Genomic DNA, 24,556 nt, shown 5'->3' with positions numbered 1-24,556 from the left:
TCTCGCCCCCCTTTACTTATAAATCAGCCGAGGAGGCTCCATCAGCACTCTTGTATCTGGCGGGACAGATTCCGTTATCCACACATTTCCTCCGATGACGGAACGTCGGCCGATGATGGTATCTCCTCCCAGAATGGTGGCACCAGCATAGATGATAACCTCATCTTCTATGGTGGGATGACGTTTTTTCCCTCTCAATTGCTCACCGGCATCCTTGGGGATAGACAGGGCTCCGAGGGTTACCCCCTGATAGATACGCACATTATTTCCGATTTCAGCAGTTTCGCCGATAACAACGCCTGTCCCGTGATCAATAACGAAACTTTCCCCGATTTCAGCCCCGGGATGGATATCAATGCCTGTGATGCTGTGAGCGTATTCCGTCATAATACGCGGAAGAAGCGGCACTTCAGCCTCAAAAAGCTTATGCGCTATCCGATAGACCATGATTGCAAAAACACCGGGATAGCTGAAAACAATCTCATCATGGCTTTTTGCGGCAGGGTCTCCGTCATACGCGGCATTGATATCTGTTGCAAGTATTTTGCGGATCGCGGGAACGGATTCAAGAAGGGAAAGCGCAATCTCATTTCCTTTTTCAACGCAATGCGTACATGACTGATTGTATCTGAAGCAATCATGGCGGATACTGTGGCAGACCTGCTCGGAAAGCATGTCAAACAGAACAGAAACAGACTGTCCCATGCTGTATCGCAAATTGACAGGGTCGAGCTTTTCATTGTTAAAATATCCGGGAAAGAGAATTTCTCTTAACTTGTTTATAATATTAATGACGGATTCTCGGGACGGGATCGGTTCATAATCAATATGCGTATGGGTATGGCATTCCACATCATCGCAGCTTTCAAGAATGCTCTCGACGACCCCGGGAAGCTTTTCTCTGTAATGCGAAAAAGATTCCGCATCTATTCTGCACGTTGGTCTGTCTGATCTTATATCTTCGTCCATCTTAAAACCCTCCCTGTTTTGAAACTTGAAATTTGAAACTGGAAACTTGAAACTGGAAACTGGAAATTCGAAAGCTTTCAATCTTTCAGCTTCCGGTTTTCAGTTCCAAGTTCCAAATTCCAAATTCCAAGTTCCAAGTTCCAAGTTCCAAGTTTCCAGTCTCAAGTTCCAAGTTCCAAGTTTCAAGTTTCAAGTTTCAAGTTTCCGGCTTCACAGAAAGGAGACATTTCCCGCAGCCGTTGGATAATGGGCGGAAGTTTTTCAATGACAACATCAATGTCTTTTTCTGTATTGTAAACACTCAGGCTGAAACGTATTGAGCCGTGGGCAGCGGTAAAAGGTACGCCCATTGCACGCAGAACATGGGACGGTTCAAGCGAGCCGGACGTACATGCCGAGCCTGACGAGGCGCAAATCCCCAGTTCATTCATCATCAGCAGGATGGATTCGCCTTCCACATAGTCAAAGCCGATGCTTGTGGTATTGGGGAGGCGGTTATCTGTGTCTCCGTTGATCTTGGCATTTGGGATACGTTTCAACAGCTCGCTTTCAAGCCTGTCTCTTAACGCCTTGACCCGGGTATTTTCCTCTTCCATATGAGCAGCAGCCAGTTCGCATGCTTTTCCAAGGCCCGCGATGGAAGCGACATTTTCTGTCCCGCCTCTTCGTCCGCCTTCCTGATGTCCGCCAATCATGAACGGAAAAAATTTAGTGCCTTTGCGCACATAAAGCACGCCAATCCCTTTGGGACCATGAAGCTTATGGCCGGAAATTGAAAGCATATCAACACTGGTACTGCTGACATCAATGGGGATCTTTCCCACGGCCTGAACCGCGTCCGTGTGAAAAACAATTCCCTTTTCCTTTACAGCCTGAGCAATCTCTTCTATGGGAAAAATCACGCCGGTTTCATTGTTTGCCCACATGACACTGACAATAGCGGTGTCATCACTAAGGTTTTTATAAAGATAATCAAGATCAAGGCGGCCCTTGCTGTCAACTGGCACAGATGTCACCCGGTATCCTTTTCCCGAAAGGTATTCTCCCATATTCTTTACCGCGGGATGCTCGACCCTGGTGGTAATGATGTGCTTCTTATCAGGATTTGACAAAATTGCTGTCTGAATTGCGGTGTTGTCGCTTTCCGTGCCGCAGCTGGTAAAAACGATCTCCTCAGACGAGGCCCCCAGAAGCGACGCCACTTTTGAGCGTGCCTCTTCCAGCTTGTGTGCGGTCTGTCCGGCAAAATTATACATACTTGAAGGATTGCCATAAAATTCACTAAAATAAGGAAGCATCTCCTCCAATACCTCCGGGGCAACCTGTGTGGTCGCGTTGTTGTCCAGATAAATGATATTCATGACTTCACCTCCTCCACCACAAGATCAGGTGCGACAAATTCACGGAGCTTCTTCTCCACATAATCCTTGAGCGTAACCTGGGAAATGCTGCACCCCGCGCATGTGCCGAGCAGCTTCACAAAAACCCTGTCTCCGTCAACATCAACAAGTTCAATATTACCGCCGTCCTGTTTCAGGCCAGGTTTGATTTCCCGTTCCAGGGTTTCTTCGATCAGTTTTATTTTTTGGATATTGGTCAGTTTTACAGCTTTTTTCTTTTCTGACATATCCTTTCCCATAATTGTGTCGAGAGTCATCTGGATTTTTTCATGGCAGTTGCCGCAGCCCCCGCCCGCTTTGATATAATCCGTCACATCTTCAATGGCTATAAGACCGTTCTCTTTGATCACCCGCTCGATTTCCAGATCCGTCACGCCGAAACACTCGCAGACAATCTCACCTTCAATTTTCTTTTCCGGCTCACCTCGGTAACAGACAATTGCTTTTTCAAGCGCGTCGCGCCCCATTACAGAGCAGTGCATTTTTTCTTTGGGAAGGCCCCCGAGATACGCTGCAATATCATCGTTTGTTATTTTTTCGGCTTCTTCCAGCGTCATCCCCTTGAGCATTTCTGTCAGGGCAGAGGAAGATGCAATGGCACTTGCGCATCCGAAAGTCTGAAATTTCGCATCGTTGATTTTACCGTTATCGTCAAGTTTAAAGGTCAGTTTCAAGGCATCTCCGCATGCCAGGGAACCGACTTCCCCTGTACCGTCAGCATCGTCAATCACTCCCACATTACGCGGATTAAGGAAATGATCTTTAACTTTATCTGTGTATTCCCACATAGTTGACCTCCCTTGTCATTATATTCTCTGAGCGTAATAAAAAAAAGATTACTCTCAAAATTTTTTCATTCTGCCAGCCAGCTCAGAACATCCATGAAAAATTTTCATCTCTGGTTATATATTTTCATGGTAAAGAACTTCAAAACAACGCAGTATTCCAGTTTAAGCTGGTGGTCTGTGTTCTTAAAAACAAAGCTAATCACTATATTGAAAAAGGAAAGTCAAACTTTTTCTCAACTCCGGGGCCACTGAATATGTGCTATTTTTTTTCGGATGCTATTGTCAGCAGATCGGAAAGTTTCCGGACTGTGTGCGGGACTGCAAAGAAACCCGGGGTTTTTTTCCCGGACGGGGACTTCCCGGCCGAGAAAAGCCGGGTTTCTCCCCATATGCATCAGGCTAAGATTACAACCTACTGTTTTTATTAACTCTGATTTTGCCGGACGGGGTTTGCAACCCCGTCCGGAATATTTTCCGGATCGCCGCCCGCAAACGTTTCGGACGGGGTTGCAAACCCCGTCCGGCAGCCGTCCCGCATTCTTAGCCTGATGCATATGGGGTTTCTCCCCCGTCCCTCGTGCCCGCTCTGTGACGGCCCGGAAACTTTTCGATCTGCTGATTGTATATTTTTTTGACTACGCGGGGTAAACTTTATTATAAACGGCCATGAGCGGTCCGCTCACAACGAAACATGAAAGAACTTTTAACTTCAGTCACTTTATTAACTTTAGTCACTTCAGACACTTTCACATAAACGGGCATGATCTGCCGGTCACAACGAACAATGAAATTTTTGTAGTTTTTCCTAACACCTAACACCTGACACCTAACACTTTCATATAAACTCCCATGAACTGCCGGTCACAACGAACGATGAAAGTTTTGTAGTTTTTCCTGATACTTAACACTTAACACTTAACACCTGACACTTTCATATAAAGTCAAATGGATATCACCATAGTAAAGGAATTTTTGTCAGATGTTTTATGATAACCATTTGGAATCATTGATTCCGATTGTTTAGCGTGTGTCTTTATAATATCAATTATTTAAGTTGGTTATGATAAACTGAGACTGACGAATGATATATAAAAACCTGCTTTATCATCTGAAAGAAAATCTTCTTGAAAGAACTGATTTTTCGTAATATCATAATTAAAGTTGGATATGAAAAGAATATGTTATTTCAAAATCAGCAGATCGAAAAATTTTCACAGGCACATTTCCACAGGCGTGATGAAATGAAAATTCAGCATTGTTTTCAAAATATTACAACTGCCAAAGGGCATCTGCCGGCATTTCATTTCAGCGATCCTTCCGGCTAATTTCCGATCTGCTGAAAAATGTAAGACCCCCGGACCTGTTTCGAAGCGGACAGGCTGAATCACCTGATCCGGCAGGCAATGCTTTTATTGAAAAAATTTTGAAAAGAAGGAGGCCATCATGTCAGAAAAAGCGCTGATTATTGTTGATATGCTAAATGATTTTCTTGATGAAAAAGGAACCCTTTATTGTGGCAAAGAAGCGCAGGCCATTGTCCCTTTTATTCAGGAACGGCTTAAAGAATACAGATATCTCAACGAATTTGTCATTTACCTTCAGGATTCACATGACGAGAATGACAGGGAGTTCGAACGGTTTCCCAAACACTGTGTGTCGGGATCCCGGGGAAGTGAGATCATTCCCGAACTTGCTCCCCTGCCAAATGAAAAGATCATTCCCAAAAAACGTTTCAGCGGCTTTTACGGAACCGATCTTGAAAATGTTCTTGCGTCAGCCGGAGTGAATGCGGTTGAAGTGGTGGGGGTTTGCACGTCCATCTGTGTCATGGACACGGTGGGGGGACTTGCAAACCGGGATTATAAAATATCGGTTCCCATCAGGGGGGTTGCTGATTTTGACCCGGAATTTCATGAATTCGCTTTAAAAAGAATGAAACAACTCTACGGAGCCGAAGTTTCATGACAGAAGATCAAAAATGGTTACACATCGCTGCTTGTCTGACAATTCCGAATATCCGGTTGCTGATTGTCGAATTTTGCAAGACATGATACAGATTCAGAAATCAGATTTCATCCTCATCAGTTAATGACCTGATTACAATAAGCCGGTTTAAAACGATTTATCTTAAAACCTGATACCATCAGATTTCAGTTTTTCGCGAGCTCAAATTTGCTCATGCGGCAACTCAGCATTTTTCAACCTGTTCTGCTGAAGTTTCAGAGGAAAACAGAAGAATCTGTGCTGTCCTGATTCCGAACGCAAAAATTGCGCACGGAAAGACTCAAATCCGATGATCATTGAATAGTTATAACAAGGGTTAAGAAAAATGGAAACAGAAAGCGTCCCTATTTCCAATAACAGTGATATCGTGAACGTTGCGGAGTTTTGTCTCAACCTGTATAAGCTTCAATCTGATGCTCCGAAATCGGCACCTTCGAAAATCATACCTGTCAATCCTCAGAGCAACGGCCCGGATTATATATATGAACTGCATGTGTATCTGGAATCTGAAAACAAATACGCATCCAGGCGCATGACAATCGCCACCCTGGGAGAGGGCAGCGGCAGCAAGAGCAAGTGCTTTAAAGTGATTTATGACAATCTCATTGTCGTTAAAATTCCGCCGTCTCCCATAACAGATTTTGATGAATACATCGGGAGTGTCAGAGCAGAAACTCGTATTGCAGTTCAGCTGGCTCCGAAAATAGAATTTGTGGCTCCCGGGGTGACAGCTATTTTGAAAAAAATACACGCATTTCCCGACGGATCAGCCCTGTCACCTGTGGAACTTGAAAAAAAATATGTGGAGTGGCTGAAAGAAAATTCGGAGTTCCAGGAATATTTAAAGATAGAGGACGCTTTTGTATTTTTTATGGATCTGTCCAAATATTCTTTTCTTTCCCAGGTCGTGGACACCATACATAATAAAAAAGTCTTTAAAAGAAGAATTTATGAGGAGATCATCGGATCTCACAATCTCTTATGGGATATCCTGGGATTTGAGGGAAAATACGGAAGTGAAAACCTTTCTATTTGTTTTGATATGAACCGGATTTATTCTGATTACGAAACAAAAATCAGAACATTGATAAAAAAACACAGACATTTTGCATCTGCCTATGAAAAACAGAAATGGTTTTTAGTTTATCTGGCTCATAACAAGGTCAAAGAAGAAGACGGCCTTCCTTCTGGCTTTATTTCCGACCTGAATCTGCTGCTCGGAAAAATCATAAAAGAAAACCAGAAAAATATTTCAGCTTACAAGAAAGCCATATGGAATTATATAAGCAAGACAACATTCATACAAAACAAGACAAAGATTTCCGGAATTATAACCAATCTGATCAGCCTGTTAGCTTCGTTAAAAGAAAGAGGTGTGGCAATAAGAGATCTGAAACCTGATAATTTGTTTGTCGTAGGAGATTCGGAAAGGCCCGCGAAAGATTATTCCCTGGGACTTATAGATTTTGAGACAGCGGTCAAATTCGGACATCCGGGCATGGATAAAACTCATCAAAAAATTGAACAGCCCCTGCTGGCCGGGACCCCTTCTTATTCCACGCCTTCCCATCTGTTTAAAAACAGATTATTGGAAAATGTGTTTGATGACCTGCCCCGCATTTTATACCTTCAGGACTGGCAGGCGTCCGTTGGAATGATTTACAATATTGTCACCGGAGAATGTCTGTTTGAAAACACAAAGAAAGTGTTGTCCAAAATAACAAGCGCCGCACGGAAAGCAGCCATAAAAAAAAGGTCGCTCACAGATGTTTTTAAAAAAGGCAGTCATATATTCTGGAAGAACGCGGTGAATGAATTTAAAGAAAAAACAGACGCAAACGCGGAAATACTGAAGGCCGTGGAAGTGGTTATTCCTGAAAACGCTCAGGATATTTTCTTACAACATGTTGTTAATGAAAAAGATAATATTGCCAACGCCATCCGAAAATATGTGGCCTCTCAGGTCGTATTCAGAAATAAAAAAAACCGTCATAACCTTATTCAGAGTTCAGTTCATGAAATCAGCCAGTACAGAGAAAAATGGGAAAAAGGAGATAATATTCCGGAAGCTTCCGAAAAAATAAAAGGAAAAATAATAACATTATTGCGGGACCTGGAACAGTTGAAAATACAGGCTCAGGAACAGGAGGAGCGTATAAAAATATTGGAACAGGATGTCCCGAGGATATCAGCTTATGAATTATTAAAAATCATGTTTAATACCATTTTAAACGCCATGTACAATGAAGAATGGGAAAAGCTTTCAGAAGAGCCTGTCATGAGATATGACAAACTACCTGAAATGCCTATTGTGTTCGAAGACACCTTTGAAGGCGTATTTACGGACTGGGTGGAGCCTTCATAAATTCAGCAGCTCAAAAAAATTCGGAGTTCCGCTTTCAGGTGGTCTGTCATGCCGGCGGAACTCCGAACTTTCCGGATGAATCCTAAGTTTTCGATCTGCTGAAACTCAATGAAACAGAACCCCATACCTCTGAGGTTTTCACCCCGTCATAATCAGTAGATGGAAATTCCCCTCCGAAGAAAGCCTTGGGATGTAACTACCTGAAAACACATCTCTCAGCCAATGTTCCTTTGTCAGCCTCATACTCTCACCCGGTCAGACCGGTGTCACGGATACGGGATACCGATGCCGTCGAATGCCCGATTTCCTAAAGAGCTGGCAGAGGGCGGCAGCGGGAATTATTGTCTGATCTGACTGAGACAACTGCCGCACCGGAAAACATTTTTTTTGCACACTGCCAAAGGAAATGAACATGCCGGAAACCGTCCGGATACCGGAGGAGGATCCGGAGAGGAGGGCTGTTCTGTCTGCCGCCGTATCTGACTGCTTTGAAAATTGACTGGGGCAGGGGCTACAATTCTCTCGACAAGGAACTGCGCCAGATCACCCGTGATGCGGAAACCGGCGGGCATCTGGCGGACAAACTCTTCCGGGTGTGGATGAGAAACGGTTTCATCTGGCCATACATGACAAGCCTCTCTTTGATGAGGAGATAGAGGTATGGACATACGGACCGGCTGTCCCTGAACTGTATTCCGAATATAAAAAATACGGTTCCGGGCACATACCTTCTCCGACGGATACGGATTTCTCCGTTTTCGATGAGGAGACCAGAAGTCTGCTGGATGAGGTGCATGCCGTGTTCGGACAATATCGAGTATTATGGCACAGTTTAATTTCGCTATTTTCAATCTTCAAACCCCAGGCTTTTTTTCAACGGCCCCAGAAAATCCTCATAATTCTGCCAACGATGTACTGACCGGGTGTAAAGGGGCTGACGGACCTGCCAGACGCTTGCGGTCTGCACTGCCCGGGGATTCCGGTGAAACGATAAACACCTCTCCTCCCACTCCAGACCAAGAAAACGGATCAGCCTTCTTACATTATCTTCGGTATTGGCAATCAGCTCCTCGTACTGAATTTCATACATCTTTAAAGGCAGAACCTTGCGCCAATGTGCCATAAGCCGCTTATACTGACGATAATAAGCCCCGATGCCTGCCAGATCATAAGCCGGGTCAGATCCTGGTCCGTAGTATTGAAAATAGTTAGATAAGCAGATATCCATGGGATGACGGCGACAGTGAATAATCCTGGCTTTTGGAAATAAAAGGCTGATCAGCCCCAAATGGAAATAATTCTGGGGCATTTTATCGGATATTCTGAGAATATCTGTGCCAGTGCCGCGCCGCAGACAGTCTTCATAGGATCGGGCCAGTGTGTTCATTGCCCTGGCGCTGATGTGTCTGACATACTCCGGATACAATACTTTCCCTTTAAACCGGGCTGACAATGCATTGACCATGTCTCCTATTTTTTTCAGCTCTCCGGCTCCATGTGCGTGGGAATGACTGCTGATAATCTGTTCCACCAGGGTGGTTCCGGAACGTAACATGCCGACAATGAACACAGGGAGTTCGGAATCAGAGCCGTATCTTGTCTGCTGTGCAAAAAATTCAGAATCAAATGTATGAATAAGCCTGTCAATAAAATCAGCAAGCGCCCGGGTATTAAAACGGGAACTCTTATGTCTGAGCCGGTTGGCATTCTGATAATGGGCAAATGCCTCTTTATATAATCCGCAATCATCATAAATCTTGCCCAGGGCAAAACCAAGACGAATGACATTTTCCCGGGAAATTCCCGGGCGCTTCAGCAACGTCTGGATATCGGAGATATCTTTATGATCAGCCGAGTCATATTTGCCGGATAATGCCAGATTATACAATGCTTCGGCATAGTCCGGTCTGAGGCGAAGAGCCTCCCGGAATTTTTCAATTGCAGCGTTAATTTCTCCCTGATGTTGCAGGGAAAGCCCCCAGTAATTATATGCGTCCGCGCATTTCGGATCAAGTGCCAATGCCTTCCGTAATTTCTCGGTCGCGGCTTCGAAGTCCCCCAGAATGATCAGGGCTTTTCCCATATTACAGAGCGTTCTGACATCATCCCGTCTGAGATGTAACGCTTCTGTATAAGCACGGATGGCATCTTCTGTTTTTCCAAGCATCTCAAGAGCGATTCCGAGGTTTGTATGAAACTCGGGCTGTTCAGGATTATTGGCAATGGCTTTGCGAATAAAGTCCGCCGCGACAGTGTTCTTTCCCATCTGATGGGCAATTACGCCGGACAAATGCAAGGCATCGGGATGATTGGGATCCTGTTGCAGAACACGACGGTAAGCAGACTCTGCCTCCCTGAGTTTGCCAGCCCGGTGGTGCTGAATCCCTTGCCTCAATGTTTCAGAATGATTTGTCATCCGCAGGTTGGTCTCCTGATTAAAAAAATTAAATGGGGTGATTTTCAAATACAATACAAGGCAACCTTCTGAAGATTCTGTTTAACCGAACCCATGCTATGAATGTCTCAGATTATGAGATAAGCGACATAACATAAGGATATAAGGTTGAATATATTTTTTTAGCATCTGCAAAGCTGCGAGGTCTGAACTCAATTCCGATATCATAGCCTGAATCCCCCGGACGTTCCCGACACCAGGCCACTTTCCCAATAATGACCAAAGGGGATGACAATTGCTTTTTATGGCTCTGCCGGGCAGGTATGTTAAATTTTAAACGGACCCCGGTTTCCGGCTCATATGGAGCAGAAACAGTCAGACACATTCCGCCTCCGCTTATATCCCTGCTCATCCCTTTTTCTCCCGGTTCTTCGGGGGGCGAAGAAAATTTTTTTACTTCGGCAAAAACTTCTCTGGAAGTTCGTAAAAATGTACGCTTATCATTATTTTGCTGTAATTGGCCCATTATCATTTTCCTCCGTCACCAAATCTGTTTTTGAAATGATCACGACTTTTTTACAATAATGTTCCATTATAAATGGCAAGTCATGACCATTTATATATAATATACCACTGACAGTCATAATTTGTGACTTTCAATTTGACAATTTTTCAGATTTCATATTCGCGGAGTCAGTTTTAAAAAAAATATTTTTAATTTGAAGTGTTAACTACTATGAAAAATTATAAAATTTTCATCATTCATTGTGACTGACAGGCCATGACCAGTACACCACTTTTCGCCATTATTTTTTGTTCGTCTCTGTTCCCCCTTCGACAAGCTCAGGGAACGCATGTCAGCCATGCCCTGAGCAACCATGCCCTGAGCCTCCGTGCCCTGAGCCGCCTGCCCTGAGTGCGGTGGGTTACGCTTCGCTTCACCCACCCTACATCCCGGGTATTCGGGTATTTTATTTTTGGGGAAATCCCTAACCATAAGTTTCCGATAGCTGCCCGGAGAAGAAACCCGGCTTTTTTTCCGGAATGATCCGCCGCCCCTGAAGGAAAAACCCGGGTTTTTCCGCGGTTCGCAGAAAACAAGATGTATAAAAAACTCTTGATCGGGTACTTATGTGAACTATTGAACATTTTCCCTTTGCCTGACAGTTACGGTCAGCTGATCCCGGACTTCACTGCAACTGGTTTTCACACTGTCCCTCACCCGCACACGGACGGTGTAAGTACCTGGCTGAACATATGTATGGAACACTCTGACCCCGGTTTCATGCGTACCATCGCCAAAATCCCAGTAACAGGCCAGAGGATCGCCATCAGGATCGTAGGACCCGGTTGCGTCAAAAAGAACAGCGTCGTGAGCGCCGCCGACAAAAGCCTCCTTATCAGGACCGGCATCGGCTACAGGTGCCGCATTCACTTTGACAAGTATCATATCCTTGCTTGTTCCGCAAGCTGTTCCGGAGTCATCTGTAACCGTCAGATATGCCTTGTATGAGCCAGGTTTCTCAAAAACATGCGTGGCTTCAGCCCCCTGAGCCGTGTTTCCGTCCCCAAAATCCCAATGATATGTAAGTGATTTACTATCAGGATCGGTGGAATTCGAACCATCAAAAGAGATTGTTTCTCTGGGACAGACAATCCGGTCCGGCCCCCCGTCGGCCATAGGCGGGTGGTTAACAATAATCCGCTCATTGGCCTCATCTTGGCTGTTGCCGACCCCTGAGCCATCATCAGCAATTAACGTCACAAGATATTTTCCCCAAGTCTCATATGTATGAGAAACCCTGAGACCCTCGGCATTTTGACCGTCCCCGAAATCCCAATAATAATGACTGGTTTTGCTTTTCAAAATATCTCCGTCAGGATCAGATGAATTTTCAGCGCTGAATCGAATTTTTTCACCAGGGCATGCCCAAAAATCCGAATTTCCAGTTTCCAGTTCCGAGTTTCCAGTTTCAATAACCGCCTGAGGCGTGTTATTGACAGCAACCCGGATGTTATCCGTATCCCAGTTATTTTCAGCATCCGTGTCATCTGTAACTTTAAGCGTGACCAGATAGCGTCCCCCTGCCTGATAGCGATGACGAACTTCCACGCCGTCCGCGGTTTCTCCGTCTCCGAAATCCCATTCATATCTGATAATGGCTCCGTCTTTGTCAGATGAACCGGATCCGTTAAATACAACAACCTCGTTAACACCGACAAAGTTATCAGCGTCCGCGTTTGCAACAGGCGGCCCGTTGACAACAATCATATGGTGAGCCGTAACTGTATTGCATATATTTTCAGGATCTGTTGTGATTGTCAATCTGACCGGATATCGCCCTGGCTTATGATAGGAATGCGCTGTTTTTACATTTTTTCCTGAATGTCCGTCTCCGAAATCCCATTTCCATGACACAATTTTTCCTTCATTACTCTCAGATGCCGAACCGTCAAATTCAACGGATTTGTGAACAGGAACAAGAAAAGGTGCGCTGATGACGGCATGCGGCGATTCATGAACGGTAACGGTGATCTCGGCAGTGTCTGTATTATCGCAAAGCCCTGTGGAATCGCCGGTGATGGAAAGTTTGACCGGATAAATCCCCGGTTCTGTATAGATATGAGAAGGTTTGGAACCGCCGCCAGTCGCACCGTCGCCAAAATCCCACAGAAAGCTGTTGACCTCTCCGTCTGTATCCCATGAGCCTGAGCCGTCAAAATGAACTTCAGTATTCGCACAGACCGTCAAATCCTTACCAGCATCAGCTATGGGCGCGTCTGTCACCCGGACAACCATCTGATCCGAGGAACGGTTGCATTCCAAACCAGAATCATCTTCAATGGTCAGTGTCACCTGATAGGTTCCGCCTTTTTTAAACACCTTTGTCGGATTCAGCCCTTCCGCGGTGGTGTTGTCATCAAAATCCCAGTGATATTTCAACAACCCTCCCTCGGGATCATATGAGCGTCCCCCGCTGAAAAGAACCACATCCCCCCCGCAAACCATCTGATCTTCGCCCGCGTCCGCGACAGGCGCCTGGTTTATGCTCACGGTAAAAGCAGCCACATTCCTTGAGTTCTCCAAGTTCCTGCCGTCGTCAACCGTCAGGATAACAGGATAGGTTCCGCTTTCTTTATAAGTATGAATCACTCTGCCGCCTGACTGATGCGGTGTGCCGTCGCCAAAGTCCCATGAATAATTCAGTGGATCTCCGTCCGCATCCGCGGAATTATACCCGTCAAAATGAATGGTTCGGTCACAGGTGACAATATTTTTACCGGTGCTGGCTTCGGGAGAATGGTTTATATGAATAAGCATCTTATCCTGTGATCTGGCATTTTCAGCGATGCTGTCATCATTGACGGTGAGAACAACGCTGTAAATACCCGGGTCAGGATATTCTTTACTGACTTCCGGTCCCATCAGGGTTTCAATGAGTTCAGCATCTGATGAACTGAAATCCCATCGGTATTCTGCAACCTCACCGTCGGGGTCATAAGACCTTTTGCCATCAAAAGTGATGCGCTGACCGGGGGCTGCTGTCAGCTGAGAATTCAGAATGGGAAATTGGGAACTAATTTTCGCAACCGGAGGGGCATTGATGACAATGACAAGATCATCTGTATCTGTTGCTTCTTTATGGCCCGTGTTATCCTGAACAGTAAGCTGGGCATTGTAAATGCCCGGGGTTGTATAGGTATGAGATATCATCGGTTTTTTGGAAATTTCAGACACGCTGCCGTTCCCGAAGTTCCACTGAAATCCGCGGATATGACCATCCGGGTCAAAAGAGGCTGATCCGTCAAAATGTACGGGCTGACCTGGCACCCCAGTCTGATCCGGGCCTGCATCGGCAATGGGCTTATGATTCACGATGACTTTCATGTGGTCACTGTTCTGGCTGCTGAGTGTTTCCGAGTCATCGCTCACAGTCAGTCTTACAGTATAATCGCCCGGAGTTCCATAGACATGAACAGGTGACGGGCCAGCGTCCGGGGCCGCGCTTCCGTCTCCGAACTCCCAATGATAACTGATAATTTCACCGTCCGGGTCTTGTGAGCCTGTGGCGTCAAACTGAACTGCGCTGGCGCTCACAAGCTGATCCGGTCCTGCGTCTGCCTTGGGCGGATGATTAACAATAAGGATCAATGAGTGTGAATGTTGGGACGATGAGGTTTCGGAATCATCCTCCACAGTCAGCCTGACATGATATGTCCCTGGCTGCTGATACGCATGAGTGACCGTTACCCCTGTGCCTTCGCTGTTATCGCCAAAGTCCCATAAATAAGCAATAAGTTCCCCATCCCGGTCAAAAGATTCGGACGCGTCAAAGGTCATGACTTCCCCGGCAGCGCCCCGGTTTCCGGTTTCAAGTTCCGAATTCCGAGTTTCAAACTTCGCCACCGGCGGATCATTAATGATGACAGGCAATGTTTCCGAGTGTTCCGAAGAGGAGGTTTTGCTGTCATCTTCAACAGTCAGCGTGACATGGTAGGTCCCTGGCTGCTGATACGCATGAGTGACTTTTTTTCCCACAGATGTATTATTGTCTCCAAAATCCCAGGAATAGGAAATAATTTTTCCATCCCGGTCAAAGGACGTGGAAGCATCAAAGGTCATTATTTCCCCCGCTGTCCCCCGGTTCCGAGTTTCAAGTTTCAAATTTCGGATTTCAAATTCCGCCACCGGCGGATCATTCGTGACCATAACGATCTTATCCGAAGCAACACTGTTTAATGTACCGGAATCATCTTCCACAGTCAGGATGACTGTATAGTTCCCGGGTTCAGCATAGGTGTGAGTGACTGTTTTGCCCTCTTTTTGTGTGTCATCACCAAACTCCCATAAATATTTAATGATTTCACCATCACTGTCATAAACCTTTTCAGCATCAAAATGAAGGATTTCCCCCACGGCACCGATTCGGTTTTTACCAATATTCACAAATGGCCGGGCATTGATCAGCACATTCAGGGTATCGGTATCTTTGTTACAGGGTCGCTGGGATTTATCTCCAACCCGGAGTGAGACTTTATAATTACCAGGTTTTTTAAAAGCATGGGTCACTTTTTTTCCAAATCGGGTTTTGCTGTCCCCGAACATCCAAAAATAATATCTGATTTCACCATCGGGGTCCTCGGAAGCTGAACCGTCAAAAGTGATTTCCTGTTCCGGGGCAGCATTAATTTGCCCGCTAACTGCCTGCGGACTGCCGGCTTTGGCCCTGGGGGGCTGATTGATATAAATTTTCGCTGTTTCAGATGCAGCGTTGCCGACCTGACCGGAATCATCCGTCACCACCAGTGTCACCTCAAAAGCAGATTGTTCATCATAGCGATGGGTGACGCGGACACCTTTATCCGTTGTTCCGTCACCAAAATCCCAGGAATAGGAGAGGCGGTCCCCGTCTTTGTCTCTTGATCCTGAAGCATCAAACCTGACCGAGTAGCAATCTGAAAGATATGTTACGCGGATATGCGGAACCGGCCGATGGTTTTTTTGGGGGACGGGGATGGGTAACTGAACCGGGAGATTTTCTCCGTTCTGAGTGCTTATTGTAAAAGTGGCGTCATTGGGGATTTCCCGCCCCCCGGTGAAAGTCAGTCCGAACATGCGCTGATTTTCAATTTCTGTCAGTTCGATTTTACTGTCGGCCCATTCATCCTGTCCCGAAGCCCTGACCCGGAGACCGGAGCGAAACGGCGTGGTGACACGGACTTTGGCTTCTGCCATGTCAAAGCCCCGGACAGTGAGTTCGGAAGCATCTTCCGGAACAAAAAAACGCATCTCAGCCGAAACCCCCTCTTTGGGCAGACGAATTGTCGGTTCATAGTTGATGATTTCCGCTCCCCCGGGTTTTCGGTTCTTATCAGGGAATTCACTTACTGCAACGTCAAAAACATTGCCGTCATCACCCTCCAGCCCCTCAATCCTAAGTTTAAAAAAATAATGACCATCTTTCAGATCACCCTCTTTCGGCGAAAACCGGGCAAACGTGTGCCAGGAGTTGTCTTTTGTCTTATCAGCGGCGAATATTTCACTTTTGATCTGACCGGCACCATAAAGTGTAAACCGGGTTTTTGTATCAAAGCCCTTATGAAATCCGAATTTATCGTCCAGGACACCGCCCACATCAGGATCAAAAATCCGCACATAAAGATTATCTTTAACTGTCTCAGGAATCCGAATAATAATTTCCTGCTGATGATCATTGTCGCCCTCAATGGTTCGGGAATCAGCCCCATAGGTAATCAGCAGGATATTTTCCTGGGCAAAAGCCCCGGGTGTTGTGATGATAATTAACATCCATAACAAAAAGCCAGGCAGTTTATTCATTCGCGATATCCTTTATCTCCTTTGGCAGTGAGCGCAATATTATATTCAACACACACAGGAGGCGTTCCAGTCTCCGGTTTGGCTTTATCCGGATCGCGTCGGACACAATATTCTTTTTTTACGCTCAACAGGGTGAGAGAATTTTCATTTTTTATTCTGTACACAGAAAAAAAATGACATTTTGTTAAAATCATAAAAAATAATCAAATACTATCAGTTATCTATGCAAAACGCAAGCAATTTTCAGATTCTCCTGAATTTAGTAAGGAAGCGATAACTATCCGGTATTATTAATACTGAAATATGAGTGTCTCAGACAGTGGTCAAAAATGAACAGGTCCTTAACGGTTCGGCATTCAGACGCTCTCACTCCGCCTGAACGCACAACTACAAAGTGAAAAAATGTTTTTTTCAATCTGATTTTTTTGTTTTTAAGGGCATCCTTCACAAAAGCTGAAAAGTAAGTACCTGACCATAAGTTTTCAATATTTGCCCGGGAAAGAAACCCGGCTTTTTTCCCGGATTAAGCCGCCGCCTGTGACGGAAAAGCCCGGGTTTCTCCGCAGTTCACAAAAAAAGATGTATAAAAAACTTTTGATCGGGTACTTAGTTTACACTTTTTCCGGGTTACAAAATTGTTTTACAGTAAAGTGTAAACTGTCAAATAAAAGATGCCTTTTTAAGGAATTTTTCCGATAAAATGGGGATTTTCCTGATTTACAATATTTTTTTATATGTTATAAAAGAGATTTCAAGCAGAGTATGATATTTTTTAATCGGCTGTATCGCTATTTTCAGAAATAAAATATTTTCACCTCTGAAATTCGTTCCTTCCATTGACTTTTTCCCATACATTATGGAATAAGAATTTTTATTGGCATAAAAGTCTGAAAGGCGACAAAGGGTCAGTCAGCAGAAAAACACTTGAACATCGAGAGTTCAGCTACTTTAATTTTTTGCGCTTCGGATTTTATCATTTCTGATACTCGATAATCAGGTGTTCTGATCCGGCCGGACAGCCTGGTATTCATAAGAGAGCAGGAATGACAGAAAAAAAATTTGATTATCGAACGATAAGAATAAATGCGGGTGTGTCCCATCTTTTACACATCCGAAAAAATCAGCCGCAAAGACACAGAGACACAGAGGAACCGCAAAGAGACTCAGTGAGACTTCGCGCCTTCGTGCCTTCGTGGCAAAAAAACAGATGTGTCCCGCCTTTCACACATAAAACCTGTCCTTGTGTAAAAGGTGGGACATACCCATAAATGCGCAGGAATTCCCGTGACAAGGACTGCAAAAACACTGATTATAACGGATTTAGGGGAGGGCACAACATTCTGAAATTATTATATGTCAGAATGTGAAATCTGTCCGTCACGGGGTTCCGGGAACCGGAAATTCAGGATATTTGTTTCTCCGGAAACCGACTTTTTCCGGGAATGTCCGTCCGGCTTCCTGTGAAAACGGAAGGTTGCGCACAGTCTCCCGAAATCGGAGCCTCCCCTGAATCCGTTATAATCAGCAAAAACAAAAGCCTGACTGAGGTTCCCAAGGCTCGGAACGTCCGGACAATCCTGCTTTTTTATATAATAAAAAAATAATTTCAAAGATTTACAATATTGAACATTATAGCTGATTCACAGGAGGATAAATATGATACGCAAAATTTTTTCAAAAATTTTAGGAAAATCAGAAAAATTTAAAAAAAAAGAAAGCGACGACGTTGTCGCTTTTGCCAGAACAATTGAAAAAGTAATGGATGAGACCTGTCTGACAATATTCAAAAGATATAATGAAATTTTACTGGCAGAGTCAAATGTCTATATCGTGCCAGCGGTCTGGGGAGCCCTGAAAGACGGTGATCTTACAGCGACACAAAAAGAAATTCATAGCAGTATATTTCCTGTTATAACAAAAATTCTTGAGTCATTATATCAGGAAAATATGAGTGATTCTCAGAGATTTGCCATAGGCTATCTCGTCAGAGGTCTTTTTATCTCAAAGATCATTTACATGATTGAATTTTATAAAAATCTGTCCGGAATTCAGGTGGAACTCGGTGAACATGCTTCCGGACTCGAAGATATAGAAACCTGGGGGCATGCTTGAACTTGGAAACTGGAAACTGGAAACTGGAAACTGGAAACTGGAAACTGGAAACTGGAAACCGGAAACCGGAAACTGGAAACCGGAAACCGGAAACCGGAAACTGGAAAATTCATTATTTCAAAGAAATTAATTCTACAATGGATATGGCCAGGGAGATGGCTAAGAAAGGCTGTCCGGAGTTTACCGTTGTCGTCGCAGGACAACAGAATGCCGGCCGGGGACGTTTGAAAAGGGTTTGGATTTCTTCGCAAGGCGGGCTCTGGTTCACCATTGTGCTTAGGCCCCGGATAGTGCCAGGGCTGGGATTCAGAATTAATTTTTGCGCATCTCTGACCCTTGTCCGGACACTTCGCAGGATGTTCGGTGTCAATGCCATGGTAAAATGGCCCAACGATATCCTGGCAGATGAAAAAAAGATTGTCGGGATACTTTCTGAAATGGAGACAGAGGGTGACGAGATATCATTTATTAATATCGGCATCGGCATTAATGTGAATAATGATCCCACATCTGAAGAGCCAAACGCATCTTCATTAAAAAATATCCTGAACAGAGAAATTTCAAGAGAAGAACTTCTTCTCGAATTCCTGAATGAATTTGAACATCAGATGAATCACGGAGATTTTGATAATCTGATTTCCGAATGGAAAAAATACGCCATCACCCTTAATCGTCATGTCAAAGTCGTGACCACCCATGATGTGTCAGAGGGCCTTGCGACAGATGTGGATGAAGAGGGCGCACTGATATTAAGACTTGAGGACGGATCAATAAAAAGGGTGATTTACGGGGATTGTTTTCATCAGCATCACTCAGTCCTGAAGTGAAGACTCAGGGGCTTTCGGAATAATTCCCGGCCCGTTCGAAATAAAGGCAGTTGTTAAACAAAAAAATTTGCAGAGAATGAACTTCTTCTCCCCAGGCATTCGGTCGGATTAGGGGGGCTGGCCGTAGTTTTATGACTAAGATAATATTTTTTGCGAGATGAGGTTGTTCTCTTCCTTCCAAGTCCGTTCTGTCCTGTCATATCCTGTTTTTTGATTGTTGAGAATTTAACCGGGGAGTTCTCCGGATAGTTGGGAAATCATAAAAGCCGCGGCATTCGCTACAAGGATTTCATATAAGAAACGGGAGTTATAACAAAGGGATTAACTCCCCTTTTTTATAATCCTTTTTTTATAAAAAATTCTTGTAGCTGCATGTCAGAGGCAGAACACGATATTCAGCAGATGGAAAATTCAGACAGACACTCGTTCCCACGCTTCGCGTGGGAATGCCTTCCGGACGCTTCGCGTCCCGTGTCATGGGGAGCTTCGTGACGCGAAGCGTCTGTTCTGCATTCCCACGCGAAGCGCGGGAACGAGATCATTCGGGGATCTTTCCATCTGCTGATATTGGCTGGCCAGGCGAAAAATTCCCGTCTGAATTTTTCTAACTGTTTTTTTTCAGATAAGCCAAAAGCCTCGGGCCCCTTACTTTCCAACCCCATCAGAAAATCACTTGCAAAATTGTAAGACATATGGAATAAAAACAAATTTTATAAACAGCTATGATTGGTCTGCTCACAATGAAACATGAAAGTTTTACAGTTTTTTCTGACACCTGACACCTAACACCCTGACACTTAACACCTAACACCTGACACTTTTTCATATAAACGGGCATGACCTGCCAGTCACAACGAACAATGAAAGTTTTGTAGTTTTTCCTAACACTTAACACTTAACACCTGACACTTTCATATAAACGGCCATGATCTGCCGCTCACAACGAAACATGAAAGTTTTGCATTTTTTCCTAACACTTAACACTTAACACCTAACACTTTCATATAAACTCAAGGAAAGGGGGAAAAAAACAGATGGTAAAAATAGGACTTATTGGCGGCTCAGGTCTGGACGACCCTCAGATTCTTCAGGACGCGAAAGAAATAAACGCGGACACGCCTTATGGAAAACCGTCTTCAGCGCTGACCCTGGGCAGAATCAGCAATGTTGACACGGTACTTCTCACAAGACACGGCAAAAAGCACGAACTCAGTCCCACAGAAGTCAATTACAGGGCAAACATCCGGGCATTAAAAGATCAGGGGGTCACTCATATTCTTGCGACAACCGCGTGCGGCAGTCTGAGGGAAGATATTAAAAGGGGAGATTTTATAATTCTTGATCAGTTCATTGATTTTGCAAAACACAGGAAAAACACTTTTCATGAATCTTTTAAAAACGGAATGGAACATCCCGTGATGGCAGATCCGTTTGATGCAACGTTAAGAAAGACCCTTTATGAAACATCGGTTGAACTGGGGTTCAGAACTCACAACAGCGGAACCGTGGTAACGATTGAAGGGCCAAGATTTTCCACAAGAGCGGAATCTAAGATGTTCAGGATATGGGGAGCAGATGTCATCAATATGTCCGTGGCCACGGAGGTCGCCCTTGCAAACGAAGCCGGGATTCCATATGCTGCTGTTGCAATGTCAACGGATTACGACTGCTGGAAAGAAGACGAGGAAATTGTCTCATGGCAGGAAATTCTGAAAGTGTTTGAACGGAATGCGCACAACGTCACCGAACTTCTCATAAAGGTTGTTGAAAAAGTGGGAAGCTGAGTAAGTTTATCATAATTTCAGGTGGTAAATGCCAGGCAAATTTCTGTAATTTTCCGCATAGTCAAGTCCGTAACCGACAAGGAACCCGTTTTCCACCGTGTAGCATACATAATCCACGCTGACATTTGTGCTGCGGCGTTCTTTTTTGTCAAGCAAGGCACAGACCCTGACGCTCTTCGGACCAAAGGATTTCAAGTGGTCAATGAGATAGCCAATTGTCAGACCCGTATCAATAATATCTTCGATGATTAATACGTGTTTGTTTTTTACATCTGTCTCTATTTCTTTGGTTATGGTAATGGTTCCTGATGAGGAAGTCTCAGAACCATAGCTGGCAGCACGTATAAAATCAACTTGGACCGGGACCGTGAGATGCCGTACAAGATCGGACATAAATATAAACGCGCCTTTCAAAATGCCGATAAGGACGAGTTCACGCCCCTGATAGTCAGATGAAATCTTCCGGGCAATCTCAGCCACTTTTTTATCAATATCATCTTTTGTCAGAAATGGGGTAAGTTCAGGCATGATCATAAATTCTCCGTGTTGAATTTTCAGCACCTTTCATTTGTCAGTTTGCACTTTACGGTGGAACAACTTGTAAAATTGCTGCCCAGGCTGAAACCAGTGTAAATTATTTCTCAGCTTCTGTGAAGGATGCCGAAAATTTCAAATTTAAAAAAATCGGATTTTAACAAGAGAGTTCATTTTATTAAAAATTTTCCAGCACGTTTTCTGATCCGGAGTGCGAAAATTTTATTTTCGCACTCCGGAAAAATACTGAAAAATTTTTGATGGGGTACCGAACTTCTGAAAATCCGTATCACTCACCTTGTCTCAAAATTGTCTTTAAGATATAAACCAGGTCTCCGACGCCGACCCTTCCGTCATCGTTTGCATCTGCGTTATAAGCATTACGGGTATCTTCGTCTTCTGTTGCTGTCAAAATTTTAAAAAGAATAATGGCGTCATTCAGATTAACTTCCCTGTCGCAGTTCATATCCCCGGGAACCGGTGAAACTGTGACAACAAATGTATGTGCCGCGGTTTTTCCGCCGGAATCCGCATGAATTGTTATGTTCGCTGTTCCGCATTTGTTATGATGAACAAGCGTCAGCATATTTCCATCAATTGCAGCCGTTATAATGTCTGAATTGTCAGATTCCGCAGTCAGCTGAATTGCGTCATCCTCGCTGTCAGGGTCGGTGAACAAGCCGGTCAGGTCTGTGGGTTCCAGCGTGGTGTTATCATCAGTCTTAACCACCATGTCGGCTATTTTTTTGGCTTCGACCACTGTGGGCAGTTCATCTATTGTTAAGATGGTCCCGCTCGTTATGGTTCCGCCGGCTGTGGTCACCGTGACTTTGCCTGTAAAGGTATTCGGAGCCACCACAGCAGTGAGCTGAGTTTCCGAATCCAGCGTGACAACACTTGCGGCGACACCTTCAGGAAGCTCTCCGGTAACACCGAACTTCACCTCAGCACCTTCGATGAAATCTGTTCCGGTGATGATAACAGATTCACCCGTGCTGACCGAGAGCGATGTAAAGTCTGTTGCGATGGTGGGAGCAGGAATAAAGGTGAAATCCTCGGTACTTGTGGCTGTTCCTCCGGGTGTTGTCACTGTAATCTTACCTGTGGTTCCGGTTCCTATCTCGGCAATAAGCGATGTTGATGTTTCTTCTGTAATACTTATAGCGTTTGTGCCTCCGAATTTGACCTCCGTGGCTCCGGGGATAAACTCGGTTCCGGTGATGGTGACAGATGTGTTCTCCCCCCCTGAGAGCGGTGTGAAGCTTGTAATGACAGGCGGCGAGGGGGGAATATGCTCATATGCCCCCATATCCGCGACAGGAAGCAGCGTACCATTGCCGGTGTCAGTCTTTGTCGGGATATCAACAAATCGGCGGTTGCCATCTGTGTCCGTGGCGGTACAGGCATATTCCAAAATCAGTGAGCCATACTGCGTTGTCCGGTCCTCGCCTATTTTATTTTGCAAAGCAGTTTTAAATTCATTTTCGTTTGTATATTCCTGATCTTTCAGTGTTTCCAGGTCAGCGATAATCTCTTCGGAAAGTTCCTGATTTCTCAGTTCGTTTAAAATTTCATCAGTTAATTTGAAGTTTCTTGTCAGCTGGGTGTTATCCCCCGCGTCAATGGCAGGAGAAGTGTGGTCTTTCAGATGCAAATTATCATCGGGCGTGCCAAAAATATCATCTTCGCCATCCGCGTCAGTAAAATTCGGATCACTGCTGCTGATATTCGTGCCATCTGCATAACCTCCCTCAACAATACAGTAGGCCACAATGGGGGAAGACTCCTGATTATAAATACTTTTTCCATCGCTTGCAGTGTTGCCCCAGAAAATGCTGTTATATATTTTTGAAGAACTGTTCTTGTCGTTGTTTATACCGCCGCCATTGACTCCGGCAGTGTTTCCGCTGAAAGTGCAGTTGATTACCTCGGGACTGCCGCTGCTATTAAACATCGCACCACCGTTACTGCCTGAGATGTTTCCGCTGAATATACAGTTCATCAGCGGACTGCTGGTATTTAAGCTATATATTGCACCGCCATTATATTTGGCAGTATTTTTTCTGAAAATACAGTTGGTGAAATTCGGGGTTCCTTTGTTGAATATCGCTCCGCCATGGCTGTTTTCAGAGGTATTATTTTCAAAGATGCAGTCAGTAAGGCTCGGATTACTGCCGCTGTTGTAAATTCCGCCGCCGCTGCTGCTGGCAGTGTTTTCGCTGAAAATGCAGTTAATGAGGGTCGGAGTGCTGGGAGAAGAAAGGCTTTCGTTGTATATCCCGCCCCCATCATCTATGGCAGAATTTGCTGAGAAAATACAATTTTCTATTACAGGACTCCCTTTTCGAATATATATTCCGCCTCCGTCGTCAGCAGAGTTTGCTGAAAAAATACAATTTCTTATTGTGGGACTCGCTCCGTCAATTACCACCCCACCGCCATCGAGGCTGTCTGCATTTCCCTTTGTAATTGTGAACCCGTCTAAAATAGCAGAGTCTTCCACGTTTTCAGCTCTGATGACCTGCTGAGTGTTGTCACTGTCCTCACCTTCTGTCCCGATATCGCCGCTGAGAATCGTGACATTTGTTGTCCAGTTTCTTTGCTCACGGACAGATTCGCTGCCGGAAAAACCGCCGTAAATCGCCACGCCATCTTTCAATTCAAAGCTTATTGTGCGATCAGAGGAATGGGGAGTGTATGTTTCTGCCTTCACCCATATTTCATCACCGGAGACTGCATTTTCTATGGCTGTCTGCAAATTCCTATAAGCGTTTTCCCATGAGGTACCATTGTTTTCACCAAGGGCCGCTTTGTCCGTATAAATGATACCGGCCTGTGACGGGCTGGCAAAACTTATGCAGCACATCACAGCCAAAATAATGATTAATGTTATTGGTGACATTTTTCTCATCATTTTTATTCTCCTTTGGAAACAGATTTAATATACTATAATGGCATCCTTCATTTATCAGTTTACACTTTATAAAAACAAAAGTCGGATATGAATCGGATGTCAGGGGGTGACATAATTTTTTTAA

16 protein-coding genes are annotated in these 24,556 nt (G+C 44.7%); 7 read left to right on the top strand and 9 right to left on the bottom strand.

The genetic code is table 11. The features are described from left to right. Nucleotides 1-12 precede the first annotated feature (12 nt). From epsC to nifU, 3 genes are all read right to left on the bottom strand, one after another. Nucleotides 13-969 (bottom strand): serine O-acetyltransferase EpsC, encoded by a 957-nt coding sequence (epsC, locus tag dnm_RS19175; protein ID WP_207678518.1) that lies wholly within the window; start codon nucleotides 967-969, stop codon nucleotides 13-15. A gap of 182 nt (nucleotides 970-1,151) precedes the next feature. Beyond that, complete coding sequence (nifS, locus tag dnm_RS19170; RefSeq protein WP_207678517.1) at nucleotides 1,152-2,330, bottom strand: cysteine desulfurase NifS; 1,179 nt, start codon at nucleotides 2,328-2,330, stop codon at nucleotides 1,152-1,154. Continuing rightward, complete coding sequence (gene nifU, locus dnm_RS19165; protein WP_207678516.1) at nucleotides 2,327-3,157, bottom strand: Fe-S cluster assembly protein NifU; 831 nt, start codon at nucleotides 3,155-3,157, stop codon at nucleotides 2,327-2,329. Before nifU ends, nifS begins: the two co-directional genes overlap by 4 nt. A 1,443-nt stretch (nucleotides 3,158-4,600) precedes the next feature. On the opposite strand from nifU, the gene dnm_RS19160 reads away from it, so the two are divergent. The 4 genes from dnm_RS19160 (at nucleotide 4,601) to dnm_RS31660 (ending at nucleotide 8,445) form a co-directional block, all read left to right on the top strand. Beyond that, complete coding sequence (locus dnm_RS19160) at nucleotides 4,601-5,122, top strand: cysteine hydrolase family protein (protein ID WP_207678515.1); 522 nt, start codon at nucleotides 4,601-4,603, stop codon at nucleotides 5,120-5,122. Nucleotides 5,123-5,486: 364 nt separating this feature from the next. Continuing rightward, a complete protein-coding gene (locus dnm_RS19155; protein ID WP_207678514.1) occupies nucleotides 5,487-7,526 on the top strand; it encodes a protein kinase family protein in 2,040 nt (679 codons plus the stop codon). A gap of 488 nt (nucleotides 7,527-8,014) precedes the next feature. After that, nucleotides 8,015-8,182 (top strand): hypothetical protein, encoded by a 168-nt coding sequence (locus dnm_RS19150; RefSeq protein WP_207683804.1) that lies wholly within the window; start codon nucleotides 8,015-8,017, stop codon nucleotides 8,180-8,182. Beyond that, the gene (locus dnm_RS31660) at nucleotides 8,122-8,445 is read left to right on the top strand and encodes a Panacea domain-containing protein (RefSeq protein ID WP_207678513.1); all 324 of its coding nucleotides are present in this window, start codon (nucleotides 8,122-8,124) and stop codon (nucleotides 8,443-8,445) included. Before dnm_RS19150 ends, dnm_RS31660 begins: the two co-directional genes overlap by 61 nt. On the opposite strand, the gene dnm_RS19140 is transcribed toward dnm_RS31660, so the two are convergent. From dnm_RS19140 to dnm_RS19130, 3 genes are all read right to left on the bottom strand, one after another. Further along, nucleotides 8,374-9,942, bottom strand: coding sequence for a tetratricopeptide repeat-containing sulfotransferase family protein (locus dnm_RS19140; RefSeq protein ID WP_207678512.1), 1,569 nt, complete (start codon nucleotides 9,940-9,942; stop codon nucleotides 8,374-8,376). The two genes, dnm_RS31660 and dnm_RS19140, sit on opposite strands and share 72 nt — an antisense overlap. A gap of 112 nt (nucleotides 9,943-10,054) precedes the next feature. Next, nucleotides 10,055-10,447 carry a PilZ domain-containing protein gene (locus dnm_RS19135; RefSeq protein WP_207678511.1) on the bottom strand — a complete coding sequence of 131 codons (393 nt, stop codon included), beginning with the start codon at nucleotides 10,445-10,447 and terminating at the stop codon, nucleotides 10,055-10,057. 612 nt (nucleotides 10,448-11,059) lie between these two features. After that, nucleotides 11,060-16,261 carry a PKD domain-containing protein gene (locus dnm_RS19130; RefSeq protein ID WP_207678510.1) on the bottom strand — a complete coding sequence of 1,734 codons (5,202 nt, stop codon included), beginning with the start codon at nucleotides 16,259-16,261 and terminating at the stop codon, nucleotides 11,060-11,062. Nucleotides 16,262-17,917: 1,656 nt separating this feature from the next. Here dnm_RS19130 and dnm_RS19125 point away from each other — a divergent pair. Together dnm_RS19125 and dnm_RS19120 are read left to right on the top strand one after the other, a co-directional pair. Beyond that, complete coding sequence (locus dnm_RS19125) at nucleotides 17,918-18,373, top strand: hypothetical protein (RefSeq protein WP_207678509.1); 456 nt, start codon at nucleotides 17,918-17,920, stop codon at nucleotides 18,371-18,373. Continuing rightward, a complete protein-coding gene (locus dnm_RS19120) occupies nucleotides 18,370-19,200 on the top strand; it encodes a biotin--[acetyl-CoA-carboxylase] ligase (RefSeq protein WP_207678508.1) in 831 nt (276 codons plus the stop codon). The genes dnm_RS19125 and dnm_RS19120 overlap by 4 nt, the downstream gene beginning before the upstream one ends. 395 nt (nucleotides 19,201-19,595) lie before the next feature. Here dnm_RS19120 and dnm_RS19115 read toward each other — a convergent pair whose 3' ends face one another. Continuing rightward, on the bottom strand, nucleotides 19,596-19,862 hold the full coding sequence (locus dnm_RS19115; protein ID WP_207678507.1) for a hypothetical protein: 267 nt from the start codon (nucleotides 19,860-19,862) through the stop codon (nucleotides 19,596-19,598). 372 nt (nucleotides 19,863-20,234) lie between these two features. Between dnm_RS19115 and mtnP the strand changes: the two genes are divergently transcribed. Next, nucleotides 20,235-20,984, top strand: a complete 750-nt coding sequence (gene mtnP, locus dnm_RS19110; protein WP_207678506.1) for an S-methyl-5'-thioadenosine phosphorylase — start codon at nucleotides 20,235-20,237, stop codon at nucleotides 20,982-20,984. A gap of 9 nt (nucleotides 20,985-20,993) precedes the next feature. Here mtnP and hpt read toward each other — a convergent pair whose 3' ends face one another. Together hpt and dnm_RS19100 are read right to left on the bottom strand one after the other, a co-directional pair. Beyond that, complete coding sequence (hpt, locus tag dnm_RS19105; RefSeq protein WP_207678505.1) at nucleotides 20,994-21,512, bottom strand: hypoxanthine phosphoribosyltransferase; 519 nt, start codon at nucleotides 21,510-21,512, stop codon at nucleotides 20,994-20,996. Between the two features lie 295 nt (nucleotides 21,513-21,807). Continuing rightward, complete coding sequence (locus tag dnm_RS19100) at nucleotides 21,808-24,432, bottom strand: IPT/TIG domain-containing protein (protein ID WP_207678504.1); 2,625 nt, start codon at nucleotides 24,430-24,432, stop codon at nucleotides 21,808-21,810. Between the last annotated feature and the right edge of the window lie 124 nt (nucleotides 24,433-24,556).

Origin of the sequence: Desulfonema magnum (assembly GCF_017377395.1) — a bacterium.
In the GTDB taxonomy this organism is placed as follows: domain Bacteria; phylum Desulfobacterota; class Desulfobacteria; order Desulfobacterales; family 4be13; genus Desulfonema_C; species Desulfonema_C magnum.
This window is presented reverse-complemented; position numbering and strand designations above follow the sequence as displayed.